Raw genomic sequence first — 20,749 nt, 5'->3', positions numbered from 1 at the left:
AAGGAACATGGCATGACGAGTCACGCGGGCGGAGCACGCCCGAACGCCGCGGCGCCGGCCTCGCGGAAGGGCGGCTTCGGCGCCCGCAGCGGCTGGCTGCTCTTCGCCGGGTTCCTGATGGTCTTCGGCGGACTGATGATGGTGTTCTCCGGCATCTCGGCGATCGCCCGGGACGACGTCTTCATCCCCACCCCGCACTACGCCTACGAGTTCGACCTCACGGGCTGGGGCTGGATCCACCTCGTCCTGGGCGTCGTGGTGTTCTGCGCGGGGTTGGCCGTGATCAGGGGTGCCCTGTGGGCCCGGATCGTCGGTCTGGCGCTGGCGGGCCTGAGCATGGTGGCGAGCTTCATGTGGCTGCCGTACACGCCGTTCTGGGCCCTGGTGCTCCTGGCGGTCGACGCCCTGATCGTCTGGGCGCTGTGCACGGCCCCCGGTCTCACGGGGGACTGAGCCCGGATGCCGGCGGAGGCCGGACGGCCGACTCAGGTACTCGTCGTCGGCGTGTCCGGTTCGGGCAAGACCACGGTGGCCGGGCTGCTCGCGGAGCGGCTGGGCTGGCCCCACCGGGACGCGGACGAGTTCCACTCCGCGGGCAACCGGGCCAAGATGGCCGCCGGACAGCCCCTGGACGACCTGGACCGGGCCCCCTGGCTCGCCGCCATCGGCGCCTGGATGGACGAGGAGGCAGCGGCGCACCGCCCGGCGGTCGTCACCTGCTCGGCGCTCAAGCGCTCCTACCGGGACCGGCTGCTGCGGGGCCGGCCGGGGGCGCGCCTGCTCTACCTGCACGGTACGCGCGAGCTCGTCCGGGCCCGCCTGGAGGCGCGGCACGGCCACTTCTTCCCGGCGGCCCTGCTGGACAGCCAGTTCGCCGACCTCCAGGAGCCGCAGCCCGACGAGCACCCGGTGGTCGTGGAGGTCGACCAGCCGCCGGGGGCCGTGGTGGAGGCCGCGCTGTCCCTCCTGGACCTCGCCGCCCCGTCCGCTCCGTCCGCTCCGTCCGCTCCGCCTGAGGAGGCTCCCATGTCCGAGCAGACGCACCGGTCCGCGGGCCCCACGGGTGAGCAGTGGGAGCTGCGCCGCGGCGGGCAGCGTGCCGTCGTGGTCGAACTGGGCGGCGCGCTGCGCCAGTACGAGGCCGGCGGGGTGCCGCTGCTGGACGGGTTCGCCGCCGACGAGCCCGTCACCTCGGGGCGCGGGCAGCTGCTCGTGCCCTGGCCCAACCGGGTGGGCGGCGGCCGCTACCGCTTCGACGGCGCGGACCTGCAACTCCCGCTGAGCGAACCGGAGCACCGCAACGCGATCCACGGACTGCTGCGCTGGGTCCCGTGGCGGCTGCTGGCCCGCTCCGGCGAGGCGTTGCGGGTCGGCACCACCCTCCACCCGCAGCCCGGGTACCCCTTCCTGCTGGAGGTGTACGCGGAGTACCGGCTGACCGACGACGGCCTGGAGGTGCTGGTGAGCGCCGTCAACGCGGGCACCGCGAGGGCCCCGTACGGCGTGGGGCAGCACCCGTACCTGACGGTCGGCACCGGCCTCGTCGACACGGCGCTGCTCACCGTGCCGGCCCGCCTCCGGCTGACCACCGACGAGGACGGCCTGCCGACGGGCGAGGAGCCCGTCGAGGGCACGGAGTACGACTTCCGCTCCGCCCGTCCCATCGGCGCGCAGGTGCTGGACACCGCCTTCACCGGACTCGAACGGGACGAGGCCGGGCGGGCGGTGGTCCGGCTGGCCCACCCGTCGGGGCGGCGCGGGACCGACGTGTGGCTCGGCGAGGGCACCCGGTACGTGCAGGTCTACACGGGCGACACCCTGGGGCAGCCCGGGCGGCGCCGGCGCGGTGTCGCGGTGGAGGCGATGTCCTGCCCGGCGGACGCCTTCCGCACCGGAACCGGGCTCACGGTCCTGGAGCCGGGGGCCGGGCATGTGCTCCGCTGGGGCCTGCGGCCGTGGGGGGCGGCCGACGGGGCGGCGATCCGATGACCGGGCGCCCCGGACCGGCCGCCGCGCCGCCCATGAGCGCGGCTGACTTCCGGACGCTGTACGAGCGGCTGCGCCGGACGGCCCGGCCCGCCGCGCACGACGGCGCGGGCGGGGACACGCACGGCGGCCGGCGGGGGGCACTGCGGCATCTGACGCCCGCCCGCGTCGCGGCGGCCGCGGCCGAGGTCCGGCTCGGACGAACGGTGTCCCTGGCCGCGCCGATCGAGACCCGGCCGGGCCCGGACAACCCGGAGCCCGCGAGGCACCGCATGACCGGTCCCGCCCCTGGGGAGGCCCGGGCCGGCGGAGTGCACTTCGCGGTCGACCGGTTCGCGATGAACGTCCACGGGGACGCCGACAGCCACCTCGACGCCCTCGGCCACGTGCTGTACGACGGCGAGCTCTACGGCGGCGTCCCGGCCGGCGACGCGGCGGCCGCGGCTGTCCGTTCGCTCTCGCTGGACCTGGTCCGGGAGGGTGTCGTCGGGCGGGGTGTGCTGCTGGACGTCCCGCGGCTGCGGGGCGTGCCCTGGCTGGAGCCGGGGGACCACGTGACGGCGCAGGACCTGACGGCCGCCGAGACCGCCCAAGGCGTCCGGGTCGGCCCCGGGGACCTGCTGCTCGTACGGGTGGGGCACCGGCGCCGCCGCGGACAGCTCGGGGCGTGGGAGGCGGCCCGGGCCCGGGCGGGACTGCACCCGAGGGCCATGCCGTTCCTGGCCGAGCGGGAGGTGGCCGTGCTGGGCGGCGACGGCAACAACGACACCGCGCCCAGCGCCGTGGCGGGCGTCGCCTTCCCCGTACACGTCCTGGCGGTGCAGGCGATGGGCGTGCACCTCATGGACTACCTGCAGTTCGAGGAGTTGGCGGAGGCCTGCGCACAGGCCGGCCGGTGGAGCTTTCTGTGCGTGGTCGCCCCGCTGCGCCTGCCGGGCGCCACCGGCTGCCCCGTCAACCCGCTCGCGGTGCTGTGACGGCGCCCCGGCCGTCCGTCCCCGGCCCGTCCCCGGCCCGGTCGCCGTCCGGTGGAAGGGCGGCTAGCTTCGAAGGGGTGGGAATGGTTGGCCTCCGCTGCGCGGAGTGACAGGTGCCGGCCCGCCGGGCCGGACCGCGAGCCCAAGGACGGTGGTCGACGTGGGCGGCACTCCCCACTACGACGTCATCATCATCGGCACCGGCGCCGGGGGCGGTACCCTCGCCCACCGGCTGGCCCCCTCCGGCAAGCGGGTGCTCCTCCTCGAACGCGGCGGCTACCTGCCGCGGGAGCGCGACAACTGGGAGTCCACCGCCGTCTTCGTCAAGGGCAAGTACCGGGCGCCCGAGTTCTGGCTCGACAGGCACGGCAACGAGTTCCCGCCCGAGGTCAACTACTACGTCGGCGGCAACACCAAGTTCTACGGGGCCGCGCTGTTCCGGCTGCGGCCCGAGGACTTCGGCGAGATCCGCCACCACGGCGGCGTCTCCCCCGCCTGGCCGCTGCGGTACGAGGAGCTGGAGCCGTACTACACCCAGGCCGAACACCTCTACCGCGTGCACGGGCGGCACGGGGAGGACCCGGGCGAGGGGCCGGCGAGCGCCCAGTACGCCTACCCGCCCGTCGAACACGAGCCGCGCATCCAGCAGTTGAGCGACGACCTGGAGAAGAGGGGGCTGCACCCCTTCCACCTCCCCATCGGGGTCGACCTCGTCCAGGACGCGGACGGGCGGGCCGCCCCCTCCAGCGTGTGCATCCGCTGCGACCGGGTGGACGGCTTCCCCTGCCTGGTGCGCGGCAAGTCCGACGCCCAGGTGGTGTGCGTGGAGCCGGCCCTGGAGCACCCCAACGTCGAGATGGTCACCCACGCCCATGTGGTCCGGCTGGAGACCGACGCGGCGGGGCGCACCGTCACCGCGGCGGTCGTCAGGCTCGCCGACGGGTCCGAGACCCGCTTCTCCGCGGACGTCGTGGTCGTCTCCTGCGGGGCGGTCAACTCCGCCGCCCTGCTGCTGGCCTCGGCGAACGACCGCCATCCCCGGGGGCTGGCCAACAGTTCGGACGTGGTGGGCCGGCACTACATGCGGCACAACAACCTTGCGCTGATGGCGGTGTCCAAGGAGCCCAACCCCACGCGGTTCCAGAAGACCCTCGCCCTGCACGACTGGTATCTGGGCTCGGACGACTGGGACTTCCCGCTGGGCGGGGTCCAGATGCTCGGCAAGTCGGACGCCGAGCAGATCCACGGCGAGGCGCCGCGCTGGGCCGGAACGGTCACCCCGGACATGCCCTTCGAGGTACTGGCGCACCACGCCGTCGACTTCTGGCTGTGCGGAGAGGACCTTCCGCTGCCCGAAAGCCGGGTCACCCTGGAAGCCGGCGGCGCCATCCGCCTCACGCTCGACGAGAAGAACAACATCGAGGGCCTGAGGCGGCTGCGGCACAAGCTCCAGGGCATGCTCGGGCACCTCGGCATGCACGAGCACCACCTGCTGCCGCACAGCATCTATCTGCACAAGGGCATGCCGATCGGGGCGACCGCACACCAGGCGGGGACCGTCCGCTTCGGCACCGACCCGGCCGCCTCGGCGCTGGACGTCAACTGCAAGGCCCACGACCTCGACAACCTCTACGTCGTCGACACGAGCTTCTTCCCGAGCATCGGCGCGGTCAACCCGTCCCTGACCGCCATCGCCAACGCCCTGCGGGTCGGTGACCACCTCGTGTCCCGGCTGGGCTGACGCGTGCCGGGCAGCGTCGGCGACCTGCGCCGACCGGAGGAAGATCCTGCGCCGAACGGCCCAACCGGGACCCGCCCGGCGGTCCCCCCGTACCGGCCGGTGATTACGTGGGCGGTCGGCCCGGCCGGCCTCGGCCGGGGCGCGCAGGGGCCCGCTCGTCGAGGAGGCAGCACAACGTGGATTCCACCGTGGGCGCACCGCAGGGTGTGATTGCGGCTCACCTGCTGAAGGGCCAGAAGGCACTGGTCACCGGCGCCAACTCGGGCATCGGGAAGGCGACCGCCATCGGGCTCGGCAGGGCCGGCGCCGACGTGGTCGTGAACTACGTGGCCGACCGGGAGTCCGCCGAGGAGGTGGTCCGGGAGATCACCTCCTTCGGGGTGCGCGCGGCGGCGTACGAGGCGGACGTGTCCCGGGAGGACCAGGTCGTCGCCATGGTGGACCGGATGGTCGAGGAGTTCGGGACGATCGACATCCTGGTCGCCAATGCCGGCCTGCAACGGGACTCCGCGTTCACCGAGATGACCCTCGCCCAGTGGCAGAAGGTCCTGGACGTCAACCTGACCGGGCAGTTCCTGTGCGCGCGCGAGGCCACGAAGGAGTTCCTGCGGCGCGGGGTCGTGCCCGAGGTGTCCCGGGCGGCCGGGAAGATCATCTGCATGAGCTCGGTGCACCAGCTGATCCCGTGGGCGGGGCACGTCAACTACGCGTCCTCCAAGGGCGGCGTGCACATGATGATGGAGACCCTCGCCCAGGAGCTCGCACCGCGGAAGATCCGGGTGAACGCGGTCGCCCCCGGGGCCATCAGGACACCGATCAACCGCAGTGCGTGGGAGACCGAGCAGGCCCGTGAGGACCTGCTGAAGCTGATCCCGTACGACCGGATCGGCGATCCCGAGGACATCGCCGACGCGGTCGTCGTCCTCGCCTCCGACCTCCTGGACTACGTGGTGGGCACCACCCTCTACGTCGACGGCGGCATGACCCTCTTCCCCGGCTTCGCCTCCGGCGGCTGACCCGGCGCCCGGCCACAGCACCAGGGGGTGTCCGGCGGATCAGGGCCGGGCCCGGGCTGCCCGGCACCGCGCCTTGCCGCGTTGTCGTCGGTCGCCGGCGCCCCGCGTCGACTCCCTCCTCCGCCTTCCGATCCACGGCACCGGACAACCCGGGCTGACCGCCCCTGATCCGCCGGACACCCCTAGGAGTTGTCGTCAAAGTGTCACGCCCACATCAGGAGCGACGCGAGGGTGACGGCTGCTTGGTAGGACTGGGCGGTCTTGTCGTACCTGGTCGCGATGCCGCGCCACTGCTTGAGCCGGTTGAAGCACCGTTCCACCACGTTGCGGCGCTTGTAGACCTGTTTGTCGAAGGCCGGCGGCCTGCCTCCCCGGCCGCCTCGCCGGGTGCGGTTGCGGACCTGGTCGGACCGTTCAGGGATCGTGTGCGTGACGCCGCGCCGCCGCAGCCAAGTACGGATGGCCTTCGAGCTGTAGCCCTTGTCGCCGATGACGTGGTCGGGCCTGATGCGCGGTCGACCCGGCCCGATCCGGGGCACCCGTATCGCGTCCATCACGGCGGTGAACTGGGTGCAGTCGTTGGTGTTCCCGCCGGTCAGGACGAACGCGAGGGGGCGGCCCGCCCCATCGCAGGCCAGGTGAATCTTGCTGGTCAGTCCGCCGCGGGACCGGCCGAGGGCCGGGCTGCGGAGCCCCCTTTTCGGGCTCCGGCCGCGTGCTGGTGGGCACGGACAACGGTGGAGTCCACCGACACCAGCCACTCGATGTCGCCTGCCGCGTCCGCTTGCGCCTGCGCGGCCTGGAGCATCCGCTCGAAGGTTCCGTCCGCCGCCCACCTGCGGAAACGGGTGTGGAGGCTGGCCCACGACCCGTACCGGTCGGGCACGTCCCGCCAGGCGACCCCGGTCCGGAACTTCCACACGATCCCGTTCAGGATCGTCCGGTCGTCCAGCCGCGGCCGCCCCAACACGGGCCGAGGCAGCAACGGCTGCACGAGTTCCCACTCAGCGTCCGACAGTTCATGGCGACGTATCACCCAACCATGATCCACAATGCAAGATCACTTTGACGACAGGCCCTAGCAGCGAAGGCACGCATGCACACCACCGTTCTCCTGCTGGCGGCCGAAGCCCCGCCCCAGCTGCTCCCGGCCCGACAGCTCATGGCCTTCACGCTCGCCTCGCACATCATCCTGGTGCCGATGGGCGTGGCCCTGCCGTTCATCACCCTGCTGATGCACCACCGGGGGATCCGCCGCAACGACCCCACGGCCCTGCTGCTGGCCCGGCGCTGGTCGGCCGTCATGGCGGTGCAGTTCGCCGTCGGGGTCGTCACCGGCACCGTGCTGTCCTTCGAGTTCGGGCTGCTGTGGCCGGGGCTCATGGGCAGGTGGGGCGACGTGTTCGGGATCGGCTTCGGTGTCGAGGCGTGGGCCTTCTTCCTCGAAGCGGTGCTCATCGCCGTCTACCTGTACGGATGGCGCCGGCTGAAGCCCCGTACGCACTTCCTGCTCGGGCTTCCGCTGCCGGCCGCCGCCCTGATGGGGGCGTTCGGCATCCTGGCCGCCAACTCGTGGATGAACACCCCGCGGGGCTTCTCCCTCGACTCCGCGGGCAATCCGGTCGACGTGAACATCTGGAAGGCCGTCTTCACCCCGATGTTCGGGCCGCAGTACTGGCACTTCGTCGTGGCGATGGTCCTGACCGCGGGATACGTCGTGGCCGGCGTCTACGCCGTCGGCTGGCTGCGGGGCCGCCGGGACCACTACCACCGGCTCGGCTTCACCGTCCCCTTCACCGTCGCCGCCGTCGCCACCCCGATCCAGTTCTTCCTGGGCGACTCCATCGCACGGAAGGTGTTCCAGGAGCAGCCGGTGAAGTTCGCCGCTCTGGAGATCGTCTGGGACACCGGCACGCACGTACCGGAGTACATGTTCGGCCGCCTGCACCCCGACGGATCGGTCTCGGGCGGCATCAAGATCCCCCAGCTCGACTCCCTGCTGGCCGGGTTCAGCACGGACACCAAGGTGATCGGGCTGTCCTCCGTCCCGGCGAGCGACCGGCCGAACGCCACCCAGGCGACCATCGCCCACTGGGCCTTCGACCTCATGGCCCTGATCGGGTCGGTGCTGGTGCTGCTCGCCCTCTGGTACGCGCTCGTGTGGTGGCGGCACCGCAGGCTGCCGGCCTCCAAGTGGTTCTGGCGCGGCGCGGCCTGCGCGGGCGTCGGGTCGGTCGTGGCGGTGGAGTGCGGCTGGATCGCCACCGAGGTGGGGCGCCAGCCGTGGATCGTCTACCAGAACATGCGGGTCGCGGAGGCGGTCACCGCGACCCGCTCGACCACCTTGTGGATCATGCTCGGGCTGGTGGTCGTGGTGTACGTGTTCGTCTTCGGCGCGTTCCTCGCGGTCCTGTTGAAGATGCGGACCCGGTGGCGGCTCGCCGACGCGCGGCAGGGAGGGCAGGGCCGGGACGCGGAACCCGAGGCGGACACACCGTACGGACCGCGCCCGTCCGTCCCGTCCTCGTCCGGGGACGGCCGCCCGTGACCGCCGACGTCATCGCCTTCGTGCTGCTGCTCGCGGTGACCGCGTACACCTGCGCGGGCGGCACCGACTACGGGGCCGGCTTCTGGGACCTGACCGCGGGAGGGGCGGAGCGGGGCAGGCGGCCCCGGTGGCTCATCGACCACGCCATGGCGCCGGTGTGGGAGGTCAACAACGTCTGGCTGATCTTCATCTTCGTCATCATGTGGACGGGATTCCCGGTCTTCTTCCAGACGGTGTTCTCCGCGATGTGGGTGCCGCTGGCCCTGGCCGCCGTGGGCATGGTCCTGCGCGGCGCCGGCTTCGCCTTCCGCAAGGCCTCCCGCCGCGTCGCGGGGCGGCGCCTCTTCGGAACCCTGTTCGCCCTGTCCTCGCTCGTGACGCCCTTCTTCCTCGGGGCGGCCGTCGGCGGGGTCGCCTCGGGGCGGGTCGCACTCGGTACGGAGGCCTCGGCGGAGGCCTGGTCCAACCCGACCTCCCTGGTGTTCGGGCTGCTGGCCATCGCGACGACGGCCTTCCTCGGGGCGGTGTTCCTCTCCGGTGACGCCCGCCGCTTCGACGCGCCCGACCTCGTCGACCACTTCCGGGGGCGGGCGCTGGCCGCGCTGGCCGCGGTCGCCGTACTGGCCGTGGTCGCGCTGTTCGTCACGCGCTCGGACGCGCCGCACATCTGGCACGGCCTCACCCACGGCCTGGGACTGCTGTTCGTCCTCCTGGCCCTGGCCGCCACCTTCGCCACGGCTTGGCTGCTGCTGCGCCCGCCGGGCACCTGGGTGCGGGTCGCGGCGGTGGGCGTCGTCGCGGCGGCGGTCCTCGCCTGGGGCATGGCCCAGCGGCCCTACCTGATCCCCACCTCCCTGACCGTGGCCGACGCCGCGGGCGCGCCCTCCAGCCTGACCTGGCTGGCGTTCGTCACGCTGGTGGCCCTGGTGATGGTCGCCCCGGCCGTCGTCCTGCTGTACTGGCTGGACACCCACGGCGAACTGGAGTCGCTGACCGACGCCGATCTCCGGCGCGACGGCGCCACACCGGGCGAGAGCCCCGATGGGGGCTGACGGGGGCCGGCGCCCGCCCTATGGAGGAACGGGGCCCCGGTGAGCGAGGACCAGATCCTTCTCGGCATCGCCCTGACGGTGGCACTGGCCGCCTTCTCGCAGATCCTCGCCGGCAGACTGCGCGTGCCCGCGCTGATCCTGCTGCTGCCGGCCGGCTTCACCGCGGGTGCGCTGACCGACGTCATCCATCCGGACAACCTGCTCGGAGGGGAGTTCTCCGCCCTGGTCTCCCTGTCGGTGGCGGTGATCCTCTACGACGCCGGAGTCGGGCTCGACCTGCGCCACTTCAGGGGGCGCATCCGGGCGATCGTCGTCAGGCTGCTGGTGGTCGGCATCCTCGTCACCTTCCTGGCCGTCGGCGCCGTCTCCCCCGCGCTGTTCGGCATGTCGGCGGCCAGCGCCGCCATGACGGCCGTGATCCTCGTGGTGTCGGGTCCGACGGTCGTGGGCCCGCTCCTCGAATACGTGCGGCCCACCGACCGGCTGCGGCACATCCTGGTCTGGGAGGGGACGCTGATCGACCCGATCGGCGGCATCCTCGGGGCGCTCGTCTTCCACGCCGTCTCCTCCTCGCAGGCCGACCTGGGACGGGGCTACCAGCTGGGCCAGTTCGCGATCAGCATGGCCTGTGGCCTGGCCGGAGGCGCCGTGGGGGTCGCCCTGCTGTGGCTGACGCTGCGCGTCATGCGGCTCGGGGAGACGCTGGGCACGATCGCCCAACTCGCCGTGGTGATCACCGTGTCGGCGGGGTGCGACATCGTCCGCGACGACACCGGGCTGATCGCCGCGATCGTCACCGGGCTGGCGGTCGCCAACATCCCCGGCTTCGACATGCCCGCCCGCAGGCCCTTCTTCGAGACCCTGGTCCAACTGATCATCGGGCTGCTGTTCGTCTCGATCTCGTCGACCGTCACCCCGGCGTCCCTGAAGCCCGTACTGCTCCCCTCGCTCGCCCTCGTCGCGTTCCTGGTCCTGGTCGTACGACCGCTGGTCGCCGTCCTGTCCACGCGGAAGTCGGGCCTGACCCGCGGGGAACGGGGGTTCATCGGCTGGATGGCCCCGCGCGGGATCGTCGCGGCGTCCACGGCCTCCGCGTTCTCCGCCGACCTCGCCGACCAGGGCCTGGCCGGGGCGTCGAAGATCCTCCCCGTCACCTTCCTGGTGATCGTGGGCACGGTGCTGCTCTACGCGCTGACCGCCGCCCCCGTGGCACACCGGCTGGGGGCCGCCCGCCCCTCCCGGACCCGCCCCCTCCTGGTGGGCGGCGACCGCTGGGTCGTCGCCATGGGCAGCGCGCTGCGGTCGGCCGGCGTCGACGTCCTCATGTGGGCCGGTGACGAGGACGAACGGGAGCGGATCAAGGACGCCGGGATCGAACTGGCACAGGGAGAGCTCCTCGCCACGGCCACCAACCCGCGGGCGCGGCTGGAGGGCGTCACCGCCGTCTTCCTGCTCACGGACGACGACGACTTCAACGCACTGGCCTCGGTCATGGTGCAGGGCAACGTGGAGGGGCACGTCTACCGGGTCGGGCCGCCGCACGGGAGCCACGGCGTCATCGCGCCCTACACGGGCGGCGACCTCCTCTTCGGCACCCGGCTGGTCCGCCACGTCCTGGCCGAGCGGTACCGGCAGGGCGCCCGCTACCTGGTGCGTCCGGCTGCCGGGCCGGTCCCGCAGGACTTCGAGACGCTGTTCGTGGTGCGCGCCGACGGGCGGCTCGACCCGGTCACCGACGCCCGGGCCGCCGCCCCGGCGGAGGGGGACATCCTCGTACTGTTCGGACCCGTACCGCTCACCCGGTCCGCGCCCGGGCCCGGCTGACGCCCGGTCGGCCCCGCCGGGCCCGGCCCCCGCCGACTGCCCCGTGGCGGCGTGCGGAGGGCGACGGGCGGCCTTACGGTGGGCCCGAAAGCCGTCCCGCACCGCGACCCGGAGGTCGGAGGTCACCCGTGCCGCACCCGCGCACGACAGCGCCGCCGCCCGGCGGGCCACCGGAACCCCGCTGCGGCCGCTGATGTCCTGGGCCACCCGGTTCCGGCTGCTGCAGTACACCAAGGCCAGCCTCTGGATCGTGCCGCTGCTCGGCCTGGCCCTCGGCGTGCTGCTGGCGGAGTGGGCCGTCTCCCTCGACACCGCGGACCGGCTCCCGGCCGGCTGGCGGTACTCGGCCTCCACGGCCGCCGGCGTGCTCACCGCCATCGTCGGGGCGATGATCGCCCTGCTCGGGTTCGTCGTCACGATCGGCGTGCTCGTCGTCCAGCAGGCCACGGGCACCCTGTCCCCGCGCTACATGCGCCTGTGGTACCGGGACCGGCTGCAGAAGGCCGTACTGGCCACCTTCACCGGCACCTTCTCCTTCTCCTTCGCCCTGCTGCGCAGCATCGAGGCGGACTCCGTGCCCGACCTCGGAGTGACGATGGCCGGCACGGCCGTGTCCGTCAGCCTGCTGCTCCTGCTCGTCTACCTCAACCGGTTCACCCACAACCTCCGGCCCGTGGCCATCGCCCGGCTGGTCGGCGGGATGGGCGAGACGGTCCTGGTCCGCGGGGAGGCGGCCGTCCTCGGCGCCGCGCCCCGCGCCGACGATTCCGGGCCGACGGCGGGAGCCGGTCCGGTCCTCGCCGTGCGGTCCGAGCACGGCGGGGTGATCCAGGCGCTCCACGCGCGGCGGCTGACGGCCCTGGCGGCGCGCCACGACTGCCTCCTCGTCGTCACCCGGCTGGTCGGGGACTACGTACCGCCCGGCTCCGTCGTCGCCGAGATCCACGGCGGGAGGCCGGCGCCCGATCCGCGGCAGGTGACCGGGCTGATCGCCTTCGGCTCCGAGCGGACCATCGAACAGGATCCGGCGTTCGCGCTGCGGGTCCTCGTCGACATCGCGATCCGGGCGCTGTCCCCGGCCGTGAACGACCCGACGACCGCGGTCCAGCTGCTCAACCAGATCGAGGCGTTCCTCCACACGGTCGGCCGCACCGCGCTGCGCGACCGCTACGTGCTCGGCGACCGCCACGGCACCCCGCGGCTGGTGGTGCGGGGGCGGGACTGGGAGGACTACCTCCAGCTGGCCGTGACCGAGATCCGCGAGTACGGCGCCTCGTCCGTCCAGGTCTGCCGGCGGCTCGGCTCCCTCCTGGAGGGCCTGCCGGCCGCCGTGCCGGCCGCGGCCCGGCCGGCCGTCGACGCCGAACTGGCCCTGCTGCGGCAGTCCGTCGACCGGGCACACCCCGACCCGGCCCGCCGCGCCCTGGCCCGTACGGCCGACCCCCAGGGCATCGGCGCCCGCCGCCGCCAGGAGTGAGCGCCGGCGCCGGTCAGGGGTTGTTGACCGGGAGCACGTCCGGGGAGAGGGCGGCGGCGTGGGCCGCGGCCGAGGTCATGCGGCGGCGGTGGTGGCGGCGGCAGAGGACCTCGTAGCCGATCTCCTCCGCCGGGCGGTGCACGTCACCGACCACCACCTGCTCGCCTTCGACGACCATCACCCCGCCGGCCGTGCGGGCGTTGTGGGTGGCGCGGGCTCCGCACCAGCACAGGGCCTCGACCTGGAGCTGCTCTATGCGGTCGGCGAGCTCGATCAGGCGCTGCGAGCCCGGGAAGAGCTTCGTGCGGAAGTCCGTGGTGATGCCGAAGGCGAAGACGTCCATGTCCAGGTCGTCGACGATCCGCGCCAGCTGGTCGATCTGCTCCGGGGCGAGGAACTGGGCCTCGTCGACGATGACGTAGTCCGCCCTGCCGCCCTGGGAGAGCTCACCCACGAGGTAGCCGTACAGGTCCATGGCGTCGGTGACCTCGACCGCTTCCGTGACCAGGCCCAGCCGCGAGGACAGCTTGCCCTCGCCGGCGCGGTCCTGGCGGGTGAAGATCACGCCCTGCAGGCCGCGGGCCGAGCGGTTGTGGGTGATCTGGAGCGCCAGAGTGCTCTTTCCGCAGTCCATCGTTCCGGAGAAGAACACCAGCTCGGGCATGGGAGGTACGGGACCTTTCGGATCGTGGGGGGGAGGTGGCCGGCCGGGGCGGCCGGGCCGGGGTGCGGGGCGGGTCAGGTGCGGATTTCGAGCAGCGGGACCAGCTGCTCCGCCGCGGTCATGGAGCCGTGCATGCCGGCGAGGGCCGACTCGTTCGGCTCGTTGCGCGAAGCGGTGATCGCGACATCGGCCTGGGCGGCGGCGACCACGTCGCCGATCCGGCCGAGGACCCGCTCGTCACACTCCCCCGGCGGACCGAACCAGCCCAGTTCCAGGGCCTCCTCGCGGCCGGCGACCCAGAAGCGGTCACCCAGCACCTCGCGCCACACGGTCAGCACGTCGGCCTCCGCACCCGGCACCGCGTACACGTGCCGGGCCCGGCCCTCGCCGCCCAGCAGGGCGACGCCGGCGCCGAGCTCCCAGTCCTCGTCGAAGTCGATCCGCGCGTCCTCGTCGAAGGGGACGTCGACCATGCCGTGGTCGGCGGTCACGTACAGCGCGGTGCGCGGCGGCAGCTGCTCGGCGAGCCGCTGGACGAGCCGGTCCACGTACATCAGCTGGCCGCGCCAGGCATCGGAGTCCACGCCGTGCCGGTGCCCGGCCCCGTCGAGCTCGCTGTAGTAGGTGTAGACGAGCGAGCGGTCGCCCGCCGCGAGGCGTTCGGCGGCCACGTCCATCCGCTCCTCGCCGGTCATCCGGCCGAGGAAGGTGCCGCCGCTCAGGGCGACCTTGGTCAGCGGGGTGGTCTGGAAGGCGGGCGAGGACACCTGGGCGGTGGCGACGCCGGCCTTGTCGGCCTCCTGGAAGACCGTCGGGTACGGCTGCCACGGCTTCGGCGGGGCCCACGGGTGCCAGCGCAGCTGGTTCATCAGCTCGCCGGTGGCCGGGTTGCGCACGGCGTAGCCGGGCAGGCCGTGGCGGGCCGGCGGCAGCCCGGTGCCGACGGAGGCCAGCGAGGTGGCGGTGGTCGCCGGGAAGCCCGCGGTGATCGGGCGGCCGGTGCCGCCGCGCGAGGTGCCGAGGAGGGAGGCCAGGTACGGGGCCTCGTCCTGGTGGGCCCTGATCTGCTCCCAGCCCATGCCGTCGACCAGGAAGACGCAGTTGCGGTCGGCCGGGGTCAGCTCGGCGATGGCGGCGGTGTAGCCGGGGACGCCCTGCCCGGCCACGAGCGTCGGCAGCAGATCGGCGAGCGATCCGGAACCGTACTCCGGGACGGGGGCGCCGGCCAGGTCCAGCAGCTCCGGCTCGGTCCAGTCCTGCGGAGCGGAGTACGCCATCAGCGGGCGGAGGTGGAGGACGTGGCCGCTGTCGCCTCGCTGAGCGCCTGCGCGAAGACGAGGGTCTGGCGCACCGCCTCCGGTCCGTCGCCGGCCTCGCTGACCCGCAGGCTGAGGTCGTCGGCGGTGGAGTTGCCGGTGTAGCCGTGGTCGGAGTCGCAGTTGGGGTCGCCGCAGGCGGCCGGCTCCAGGTCGATCCGCGAGACCGCGCCCCAGCCGATGGTCAGGACGACCTCGCGGGGCAGGGTGCCGGGGGTGTAGGACTCCGGGTTGGCGACGACACGGCTCAGCACCACGGAGGAGATGCTGGAGAGCTTGACCGACTCGGTGGAGGTCGTCGCGTACGGGGACGGGGACCCGGCGTCGGCCGCCTGCTCGTCGGTGTGGCTGACGATGAAGCGGTTGCCGGTCAGGACCAGCACGGTGACGTGCCGGCGCACCTCGTTGGAGTCGAAGGTCGTCTCCTGGTGGACCAGGTACGACGAGATCGGCTCGCCGCCCACCGCGGCCTCCACGGCCTCGGCCACGAGGGCCGGGTAGTAGCCGCTGCGCTCGATCGCCGTGCGCAGCCCCTGGGTCGTCGTACCGGATTTCGCCATGGGGTCAATGGTAAGGCCCCCCGGGTGCCCTCATACCGCGCCGTACCCGCTCAGTAACTGGGGAGCGTCCGCGGGCCGAGGTCGCCGCGGGCGGGCGGGTGGGCGACGCGGACGGTCGCGCTGAGGGCGCTGACGCCCTCGGCGGCGACGACGACCGGTTCCAGGGTGACCCCGATCACCTCGGGGTGGTCGTCCACGAGCCGGGACAGCCGCAGCAGCGTCTCCTCCAGGGCGGGGGTGTCGACCGGGTCGCTGCCGCGCCAGCCGAAGAGGAGGGGCGCCGCCCGGATGGACCGGATCAGTGCGGCGGCGTCCCGGTCGGTGGCCGGGACCAGCCGGTGCGCGGTGTCGCCGAGGAGTTCGGAGGCCACTCCGGCGAGCCCGAAGGAGAGGACGGCGCCGGCGGCCGGGTCGATGACGGACCGCACGACGGTGTCCACGCCCCGCGGCACCATGGGCTGCACCACGGGCTGGAGCTCGGCCGGCTTGCCCAGCGCGTCGGTCAGCTCCTCGTACGAGCGCCTCAGCTCGGCCTCGTTCGTGAGGTCGAGCCGTACGCCGCCCAGGTCCGCCCGGTGGCGCAGGTGCGGGGCGGTGGTCTTGAGGGCGACCGGGTAGCCCAGGATCCCGGCGGCCCGGACGGCGGCGTCGGGGCTGGGCGCGGGGAGCGTGGGCAGGACGCGGATGCCGTAGCGGGCGAGCAGTTCGCGGGCGTCCCAGTCGCTCAGGGTCAGCACGGCCCCGCCGTCGACGTCCGCGAGCAGTCCGGCGAGCTGGGCGGCGGCGCCGGCCTCGTCGATGTCCTCGTACTCGGGGACCTGGCCCGCGTCGGCGAGGGCGCGGCGCCACTGGCCGTAGCGCACGGCCTCCGCGACGGCCTTGACGGCGCGTTCGGCGGCGGGGTAGCCGGGGATCCGGAGCGGGCCGGGGACGGAGGCGCCGGTGCCTGTGGCGCTCACTGCGAAGGGGGCCGGGGTCCGGGCGGTGTCGGCCGCGGGGTGGCCGGGGGGGCCGTCGTCGGGCCCGCGGGTCGCGGACAGGGCCCGCACCAGCTCGGCCAGTTCCACGTGCACGACCGCCACCGGCTTGCCGGGGGTCGCGGCGACCGCCTCGCGCAGCGCGTCGGCGAGGTCGTCGGCGAGGGCGTGCTCGCTGACCCAGGGGATGGCGGTCACGATCACGGCGTCGCAGTCGTCGGAGGCGAGGGCCGCGGCGAGGGCGGCGCGGAAGTCCTCCGGGGACGCCGCGGTCGTCAGGTCCAAGGGCGGCAGCGGCCGCAGGCCCTGGGTCAGGCAGGCGTCGTAGGTGAGGACCCCGAGGGACTCCGAGTTGCCGAGGATCGCGATCCGGGGGCCGGCGGGCAGCGGCTGCGAGGCCAGCAGCAGGCCGACGTCCACCAGTTCGGTGACGGTGTCGACCCTGATGACGCCGGCCTGCCGCAGGAGGGCGGAGACGGTGTCCTCCGACAGGCGGGTGCCGGGGACGACGTGTCCGGCGGGGGTGTGGCGGCCGCCCTTGGCGACGACCACCGGCTTGACGGCGGCCGTCCTGCGGGCGAGGCGGGTGAACTTCCGCGGATTGCCGAGGGTTTCGAGGTACATCAGCGCGACGTCGGTCGCCTCGTCCTCGTACCAGTACTGGAGGATGTCGTTGCCGGACACGTCGGCGCGGTTGCCCGCCGAGACGAAGGACGACAGGCCCTCGCCGCGCCGCAGCAGCGCCGAGAGCAGGGCGATCCCGATCGCCCCGGACTGCGTGAACAGGCCGGTCCGGCCGCGCACGGGCATCGGGGCGGGGGTGAGCGAGGCGTTGAGCTCCACCTCCGGTGCGGTGTTGATCACCCCGTAGGCGTTCGGCCCGATGAGGCGCATGCCGTAGGAGCGCGCCTGCCGCAGCAGCTCGCGCTGGCGGGCGAGTCCGGCCGGGCCGCTCTCCCCGTATCCGGCGGAGAGGACGACGAGCCCCTGCACGCCGTGCTCGCCGCAGGCGGCCACCGCGTCGGGGACCCGGTCGGCCGGGACCGCGATCACCGCGAGGTCGACGGGGGCTCCGATGGCCCCGACGGTGCGGTAGGCCCGGACCCCGTCGAGCAGGTCGCGGGTGACGGCCTCGTTGACGGCGTAGAGGTGGCCGTGGAAGCCGCTGTCGCGGAGGTTGCGCAGGGCGGCCGCGCCCACGCCGGCGCCGGATCGGCTGACCCCGACGACGGCCACCGAGCCGGGGGCCAGCAGGCGCTGCACGGAGCGGGCTTCGGCGCGCTGCTCCCGGGCGCGCTGGACGGCGAGGGACTCGGCGGTGGGTTCGAGGTCGAGGGTGAGGTGGACGGAGCCGTCCTCGAAGCTGCGCTTCTGCTGGTAGCCGGCGTCCGTGAACACCTTGATCATCTTGGTGTTGGCGGGCAGCACCTCGGCGGCGAAACGGCGGATGCCGCGTTCGCGGGCCACCGCGCCGATGTGTTCGAGGAGCGCGGAGGCGACGCCGCGGCCCTGGTGGGCGTCCTGGACGAGGAAGGCGACCTCGGCCTCGTCGGCGGGAGCGGAGGCGGGCCGGCCGTCGGGGCCGATGCGGTCGTAGCGGACGGTGCCGATGAACTCCTCGCCGACGGTCGCGGCGAGGCCCACCCGGTCCACGTGGTCGTGGTGCGTGAAGCGGTGCACGTCGCGGGCGGAGAGCCGCGGGTAGGGCGCGAAGAAGCGGTAGTACTTCGACTCGTCCGAGACCTGCTCGTAGAAGCTGACGAGCCGGCCGGCGTCCTCGGTGGTGATGGGCCTGATCCGGGCGGTGCCGCCGTCGCGGAGGACGACGTCGGCTTCCCAGTGGGCCGGGTAGGACGGGTCCGACTCTATGGTCATGCGCATACCTTACGGCCGGACCGGGCGGGACCGGGCGCGACCGGACCGGGTGGGGCGGCGCTCGCGCGGCGCAGCGGGCAGGCCGGGACGAACCGGTGCAAGCTGGGAAGGCTCGCTCGGCGGCGGCAATCAGGAATGGAGACCGAGGGTCGGTCCGAGCAGTCGGGGCGCCGTGAGAGACTGGTCTAGACAACCGTAAGAACCTGAAGGGCATCACCATGGCAGAGCGCCGCGTCAACGTCGGCTGGGCCGAGGGCCTGCACGCTCGTCCCGCCTCGATCTTCGTCCGTGCGACGACCGCTTCCGGCGTCCCGGTGACCATCGCGAAGTCCGGCGGCGACCCCGTCAACGCCGCCTCCATGCTGGCGGTGCTGGGCCTGGGCGCCCAGGGCGGCGAGGAGATCGTCCTCGCCTCGGAGGCCGAGGGTGCGGAGGCCGCCCTGGACCGCCTCGCGAAGCTGGTCGCGGAGGGCCTCGAAGAGCTCCCCGAGACGGTCTGACCCTTCGGGTTCTCCCGCGGACACCAGCGGCGAAGCCGGTCCCCCTCGCGAGGGGGACCGGCTTCGGCGTTCGTACCGGAATTCAGGGGCGAATGCGGCCCGGGCGGCGCGGCCGGGCGGGGCGGCGCGCACGACACCGCACCACATCGCTCTACCGCCACCCGACAGGAATTCGACGCGGCGAATTCCCCGGCCATCACCGGCGGCCGCGAATTCCCGTCATTCCACCCTTTGTATACGGCTCCTGTTAATGCCGGCCGCCCGACATGTTTACGGCAGGTTGCGAAGTGCTCACCGGACGCCGCCTCGGCCGGTGAGCGGCGGCCGCGCGATCGGCGTGGACCGCGGCCAGGGTCCGCGCCCGGTCGGCGTCGCCGCGCGCCACCGCGTCGACGATCGCGCCGCGTTCCGCCCAGGACTCCGCGGGCCGGGCGGGCGCCTCCACCACGAACATCCATGCCAGCTTGCGCCGTGTCTGGGTGAGCAGCGCGATCAGTCCGGGGCTGCCGGAGGCCTGCGCGAGCGTCTCGTGGAACCAGCCCCCGAGCGCCCGCAGATCCTCGCCCTGGCCCCGCCTGGCCCGCTCCTGCCCCAGCCTGACCAGCCCCCGCAGCACTTTGAGGTGGGCGTCGGTGCGGCGCCGGGCCGCCCTGGACGCCGCCAGCGGCTCCAGGAGCACCCGCAGCTCCAGCAGGTCCGCCGCCTCCTGCGCGGTCGGTTCGGCCACACAGGCCCCGGCGTGGCGGCGCGTGGTCACGAAGCCCTCGGACTCCAGGGTCCGCAGCGCCTCGCGCACCGGCACCCGCGAGACCCCGTACCGCCGGGCCAGCACCTCCTCGGTGAGCCGGCCGCCCGGTTCGAACACCCCGGAGACGATGTCGTCGCGAATTGCAGTGCATACCGCGTGCGCAGGAATACGCAAGACCGAACCTCCGCCTATTTCCGACCGCCATCCCCGTGCGCAGCCGCGCACACCTGACCCTATTGCAGCACAGCAAGATTTCGAGAACGGACGGAATTCCGAAACATTGCGCCGGAACGCGAAAAACACGAAGACCCCGGCTCGGGAGGCGGGGTCTTCGTGAAGGTGCGCGCGGTACCCGGTGGGCCGCTCAGCGGGTCAGAGGCTGACGCCGTGCGAGCGCAGGTACGCGATCGGGTCGATGTCCGAGCCGTACTGCGAGCCGGTGCGGGCCTCGAAGTGCAGGTGCGGGCCGCTGGAGTTGCCGGTGGAGCCCGACAGGCCGATCTGCTGGCCCGGGGTGACCTGCTGGCCGACGGAGACGCTCAGCGAGGACAGGTGGCCGTACTGCGTGAACGTGCCGTCGTTGTGCTTGATGACGACGTTGTTGCCGTACGCGCCACCCCAGCCGGCCTCGACGACGGTGCCGAAGCCCACCGCGTGGACCGAGGTGCCGGAGGCGGCGTGGAAGTCGATGCCGGTGTGGCTGCCGGAGGACCACATGCCGCCGCCCGCCTTGTACTGCGTGCTGACGTAGGAGCCGTCCAGCGGGGAGACGAAGGTGTTGAGGCGCTTGCGCTCCTCCTCGCGGGCGGCGCGCTCGGCGGCCTCGCGCTCGGCCTTCGCCTTCGCCTCGGCGAGGCGCTTGGCCTCGGCGGCCTTCTGCTTGGCGTCGGCCTCGGCCTGGGCCTTGGCGGCGGCGTGCTCGGCGGCGCGCTGCTGGGCCTCCGCCTGGTCCTGGATGTCGCCCGCGAGGTCCTCGGCGACGACGACGGCACCCAGCCCGTTCTCCGGGGCGGAGCTGCTGTGGTTGTCGGCGGCGAAGGCCGGGGCGGCGAGCGAGCCGACCACACCCGTGGTGGCGATCGCGGCGATACCGGCGTAGCCGGCGGTCTTCTTGCTCAGGCGGCTGGAACCACGGTGCTTGCCGGTACCAGCGGGACGACTGCCAAACGCCATGAAGGGTTTGATCCTTTCCTTCCTTCTCGCCTACCGGGTTAGCTGACGGGTTCGGAGCAGGAAGGTCTCCTACGGGCCTCCTCTTGCGAGGGGGTCCGATTCACCCCAGGGACTGATGTGGGTCCCCGGCTCCCCAGGCTCGCGCCTGACGGGGACTCGGCGATCGCTGTCCGGTGCCGCGGGTGCGGCGGGCACAACTGACGGACAGCACGGATGACGCTAGGCGGATCATCAGTCAATCGCCAAACAGACGCGCCTTTTTGTTGCGTACGCCACACCGCATACAAGCAACCTCACCATCAAACGGACAAAAGA

16 protein-coding genes, 1 pseudogene and 1 riboswitch are annotated in these 20,749 nt (G+C 73.2%); of the genes and pseudogenes, 10 read left to right on the top strand and 7 right to left on the bottom strand.

The window, feature by feature from the left end; all coding sequences use genetic code 11:
* Positions 1-12 precede the first annotated feature (12 nt).
* From BSL84_RS25230 to BSL84_RS25205, 5 genes are all read left to right on the top strand, one after another.
* Positions 13-453: a DUF7144 family membrane protein gene (locus BSL84_RS25230; protein WP_075971168.1), complete on the top strand. Its 441-nt coding sequence runs from the start codon at positions 13-15 to the stop codon at positions 451-453.
* Between the two features lie 6 nt (positions 454-459).
* Positions 460-1,989 (top strand): gluconokinase, GntK/IdnK-type, encoded by a 1,530-nt coding sequence (locus BSL84_RS34905; protein WP_079273288.1) that lies wholly within the window; start codon positions 460-462, stop codon positions 1,987-1,989.
* A complete protein-coding gene (locus tag BSL84_RS25215) occupies positions 1,986-2,963 on the top strand; it encodes a cyclase family protein (protein ID WP_234363507.1) in 978 nt (325 codons plus the stop codon). The genes BSL84_RS34905 and BSL84_RS25215 overlap by 4 nt, the downstream gene beginning before the upstream one ends.
* A 151-nt stretch (positions 2,964-3,114) precedes the next feature.
* Positions 3,115-4,704 carry a GMC oxidoreductase gene (locus BSL84_RS25210; protein ID WP_075971167.1) on the top strand — a complete coding sequence of 530 codons (1,590 nt, stop codon included), beginning with the start codon at positions 3,115-3,117 and terminating at the stop codon, positions 4,702-4,704.
* Positions 4,705-4,880: 176 nt separating this feature from the next.
* Entirely contained in the window at positions 4,881-5,720 is an 840-nt protein-coding gene (locus BSL84_RS25205) for an SDR family oxidoreductase (RefSeq protein WP_045322603.1), read from the top strand.
* 203 nt (positions 5,721-5,923) lie between these two features.
* Here BSL84_RS25205 and BSL84_RS34900 read toward each other — a convergent pair.
* A pseudogene (locus tag BSL84_RS34900) lies at positions 5,924-6,753 on the bottom strand (IS5 family transposase).
* 63 nt (positions 6,754-6,816) lie between these two features.
* Here BSL84_RS34900 and BSL84_RS25190 point away from each other — a divergent pair.
* The 4 genes from BSL84_RS25190 to BSL84_RS25175 all read left to right on the top strand — a co-directional run bounded on the left by BSL84_RS25190 (position 6,817) and on the right by BSL84_RS25175 (position 12,621).
* Positions 6,817-8,268 (top strand): cytochrome ubiquinol oxidase subunit I, encoded by a 1,452-nt coding sequence (locus tag BSL84_RS25190; RefSeq protein ID WP_075971166.1) that lies wholly within the window; start codon positions 6,817-6,819, stop codon positions 8,266-8,268.
* Positions 8,265-9,320 (top strand): cytochrome d ubiquinol oxidase subunit II, encoded by a 1,056-nt coding sequence (locus tag BSL84_RS25185; RefSeq protein ID WP_075971165.1) that lies wholly within the window; start codon positions 8,265-8,267, stop codon positions 9,318-9,320. Before BSL84_RS25190 ends, BSL84_RS25185 begins: the two co-directional genes overlap by 4 nt.
* Positions 9,321-9,359: 39 nt before the next feature.
* Complete coding sequence (locus tag BSL84_RS25180; protein WP_075971164.1) at positions 9,360-11,144, top strand: cation:proton antiporter; 1,785 nt, start codon at positions 9,360-9,362, stop codon at positions 11,142-11,144.
* A 193-nt stretch (positions 11,145-11,337) separates the two neighbouring features.
* Positions 11,338-12,621 carry a DUF2254 domain-containing protein gene (locus BSL84_RS25175; protein WP_045322611.1) on the top strand — a complete coding sequence of 428 codons (1,284 nt, stop codon included), beginning with the start codon at positions 11,338-11,340 and terminating at the stop codon, positions 12,619-12,621.
* A gap of 13 nt (positions 12,622-12,634) precedes the next feature.
* Here BSL84_RS25175 and BSL84_RS25170 read toward each other — a convergent pair whose 3' ends face one another.
* From BSL84_RS25170 to BSL84_RS25155, 4 genes are all read right to left on the bottom strand, one after another.
* On the bottom strand, positions 12,635-13,285 hold the full coding sequence (locus BSL84_RS25170) for a thymidine kinase (protein WP_030026986.1): 651 nt from the start codon (positions 13,283-13,285) through the stop codon (positions 12,635-12,637).
* Between the two features lie 74 nt (positions 13,286-13,359).
* Positions 13,360-14,562 carry an alkaline phosphatase family protein gene (locus BSL84_RS25165; protein ID WP_045322612.1) on the bottom strand — a complete coding sequence of 401 codons (1,203 nt, stop codon included), beginning with the start codon at positions 14,560-14,562 and terminating at the stop codon, positions 13,360-13,362.
* Positions 14,562-15,161 carry a DUF5998 family protein gene (locus tag BSL84_RS25160; protein ID WP_030026988.1) on the bottom strand — a complete coding sequence of 200 codons (600 nt, stop codon included), beginning with the start codon at positions 15,159-15,161 and terminating at the stop codon, positions 14,562-14,564. The genes BSL84_RS25165 and BSL84_RS25160 overlap by 1 nt, the downstream gene beginning before the upstream one ends.
* Positions 15,162-15,211: 50 nt before the next feature.
* Entirely contained in the window at positions 15,212-18,019 is a 2,808-nt protein-coding gene (locus BSL84_RS25155; protein ID WP_075971163.1) for a bifunctional GNAT family N-acetyltransferase/acetate--CoA ligase family protein, read from the bottom strand.
* Positions 18,020-18,231: 212 nt separating this feature from the next.
* Here BSL84_RS25155 and BSL84_RS25150 point away from each other — a divergent pair, with 212 nt between their 5' ends.
* On the top strand, positions 18,232-18,513 hold the full coding sequence (locus BSL84_RS25150) for an HPr family phosphocarrier protein (RefSeq protein ID WP_030026990.1): 282 nt from the start codon (positions 18,232-18,234) through the stop codon (positions 18,511-18,513).
* 247 nt (positions 18,514-18,760) lie between these two features.
* Here the strand turns inward: BSL84_RS25150 and BSL84_RS25145 are convergent, their stop codons facing one another.
* Together BSL84_RS25145 and BSL84_RS25140 are read right to left on the bottom strand one after the other, a co-directional pair.
* On the bottom strand, positions 18,761-19,435 hold the full coding sequence (locus tag BSL84_RS25145; RefSeq protein ID WP_075971162.1) for a GntR family transcriptional regulator: 675 nt from the start codon (positions 19,433-19,435) through the stop codon (positions 18,761-18,763).
* Between the two features lie 198 nt (positions 19,436-19,633).
* Positions 19,634-20,434 (bottom strand): M23 family metallopeptidase, encoded by an 801-nt coding sequence (locus tag BSL84_RS25140; protein ID WP_030026992.1) that lies wholly within the window; start codon positions 20,432-20,434, stop codon positions 19,634-19,636.
* 12 nt (positions 20,435-20,446) lie between these two features.
* Positions 20,447-20,606, bottom strand: a riboswitch (cyclic di-AMP (ydaO/yuaA leader).
* Between the last annotated feature and the right edge of the window lie 143 nt (positions 20,607-20,749).

The sequence above is a fragment of the Streptomyces sp. TN58 genome, assembly GCF_001941845.1.
GTDB lineage: Bacteria > Actinomycetota > Actinomycetes > Streptomycetales > Streptomycetaceae > Streptomyces.
Note: the sequence above shows the minus strand (reverse complement) of the source record. Positions and strands in the feature narration are given on the sequence as shown.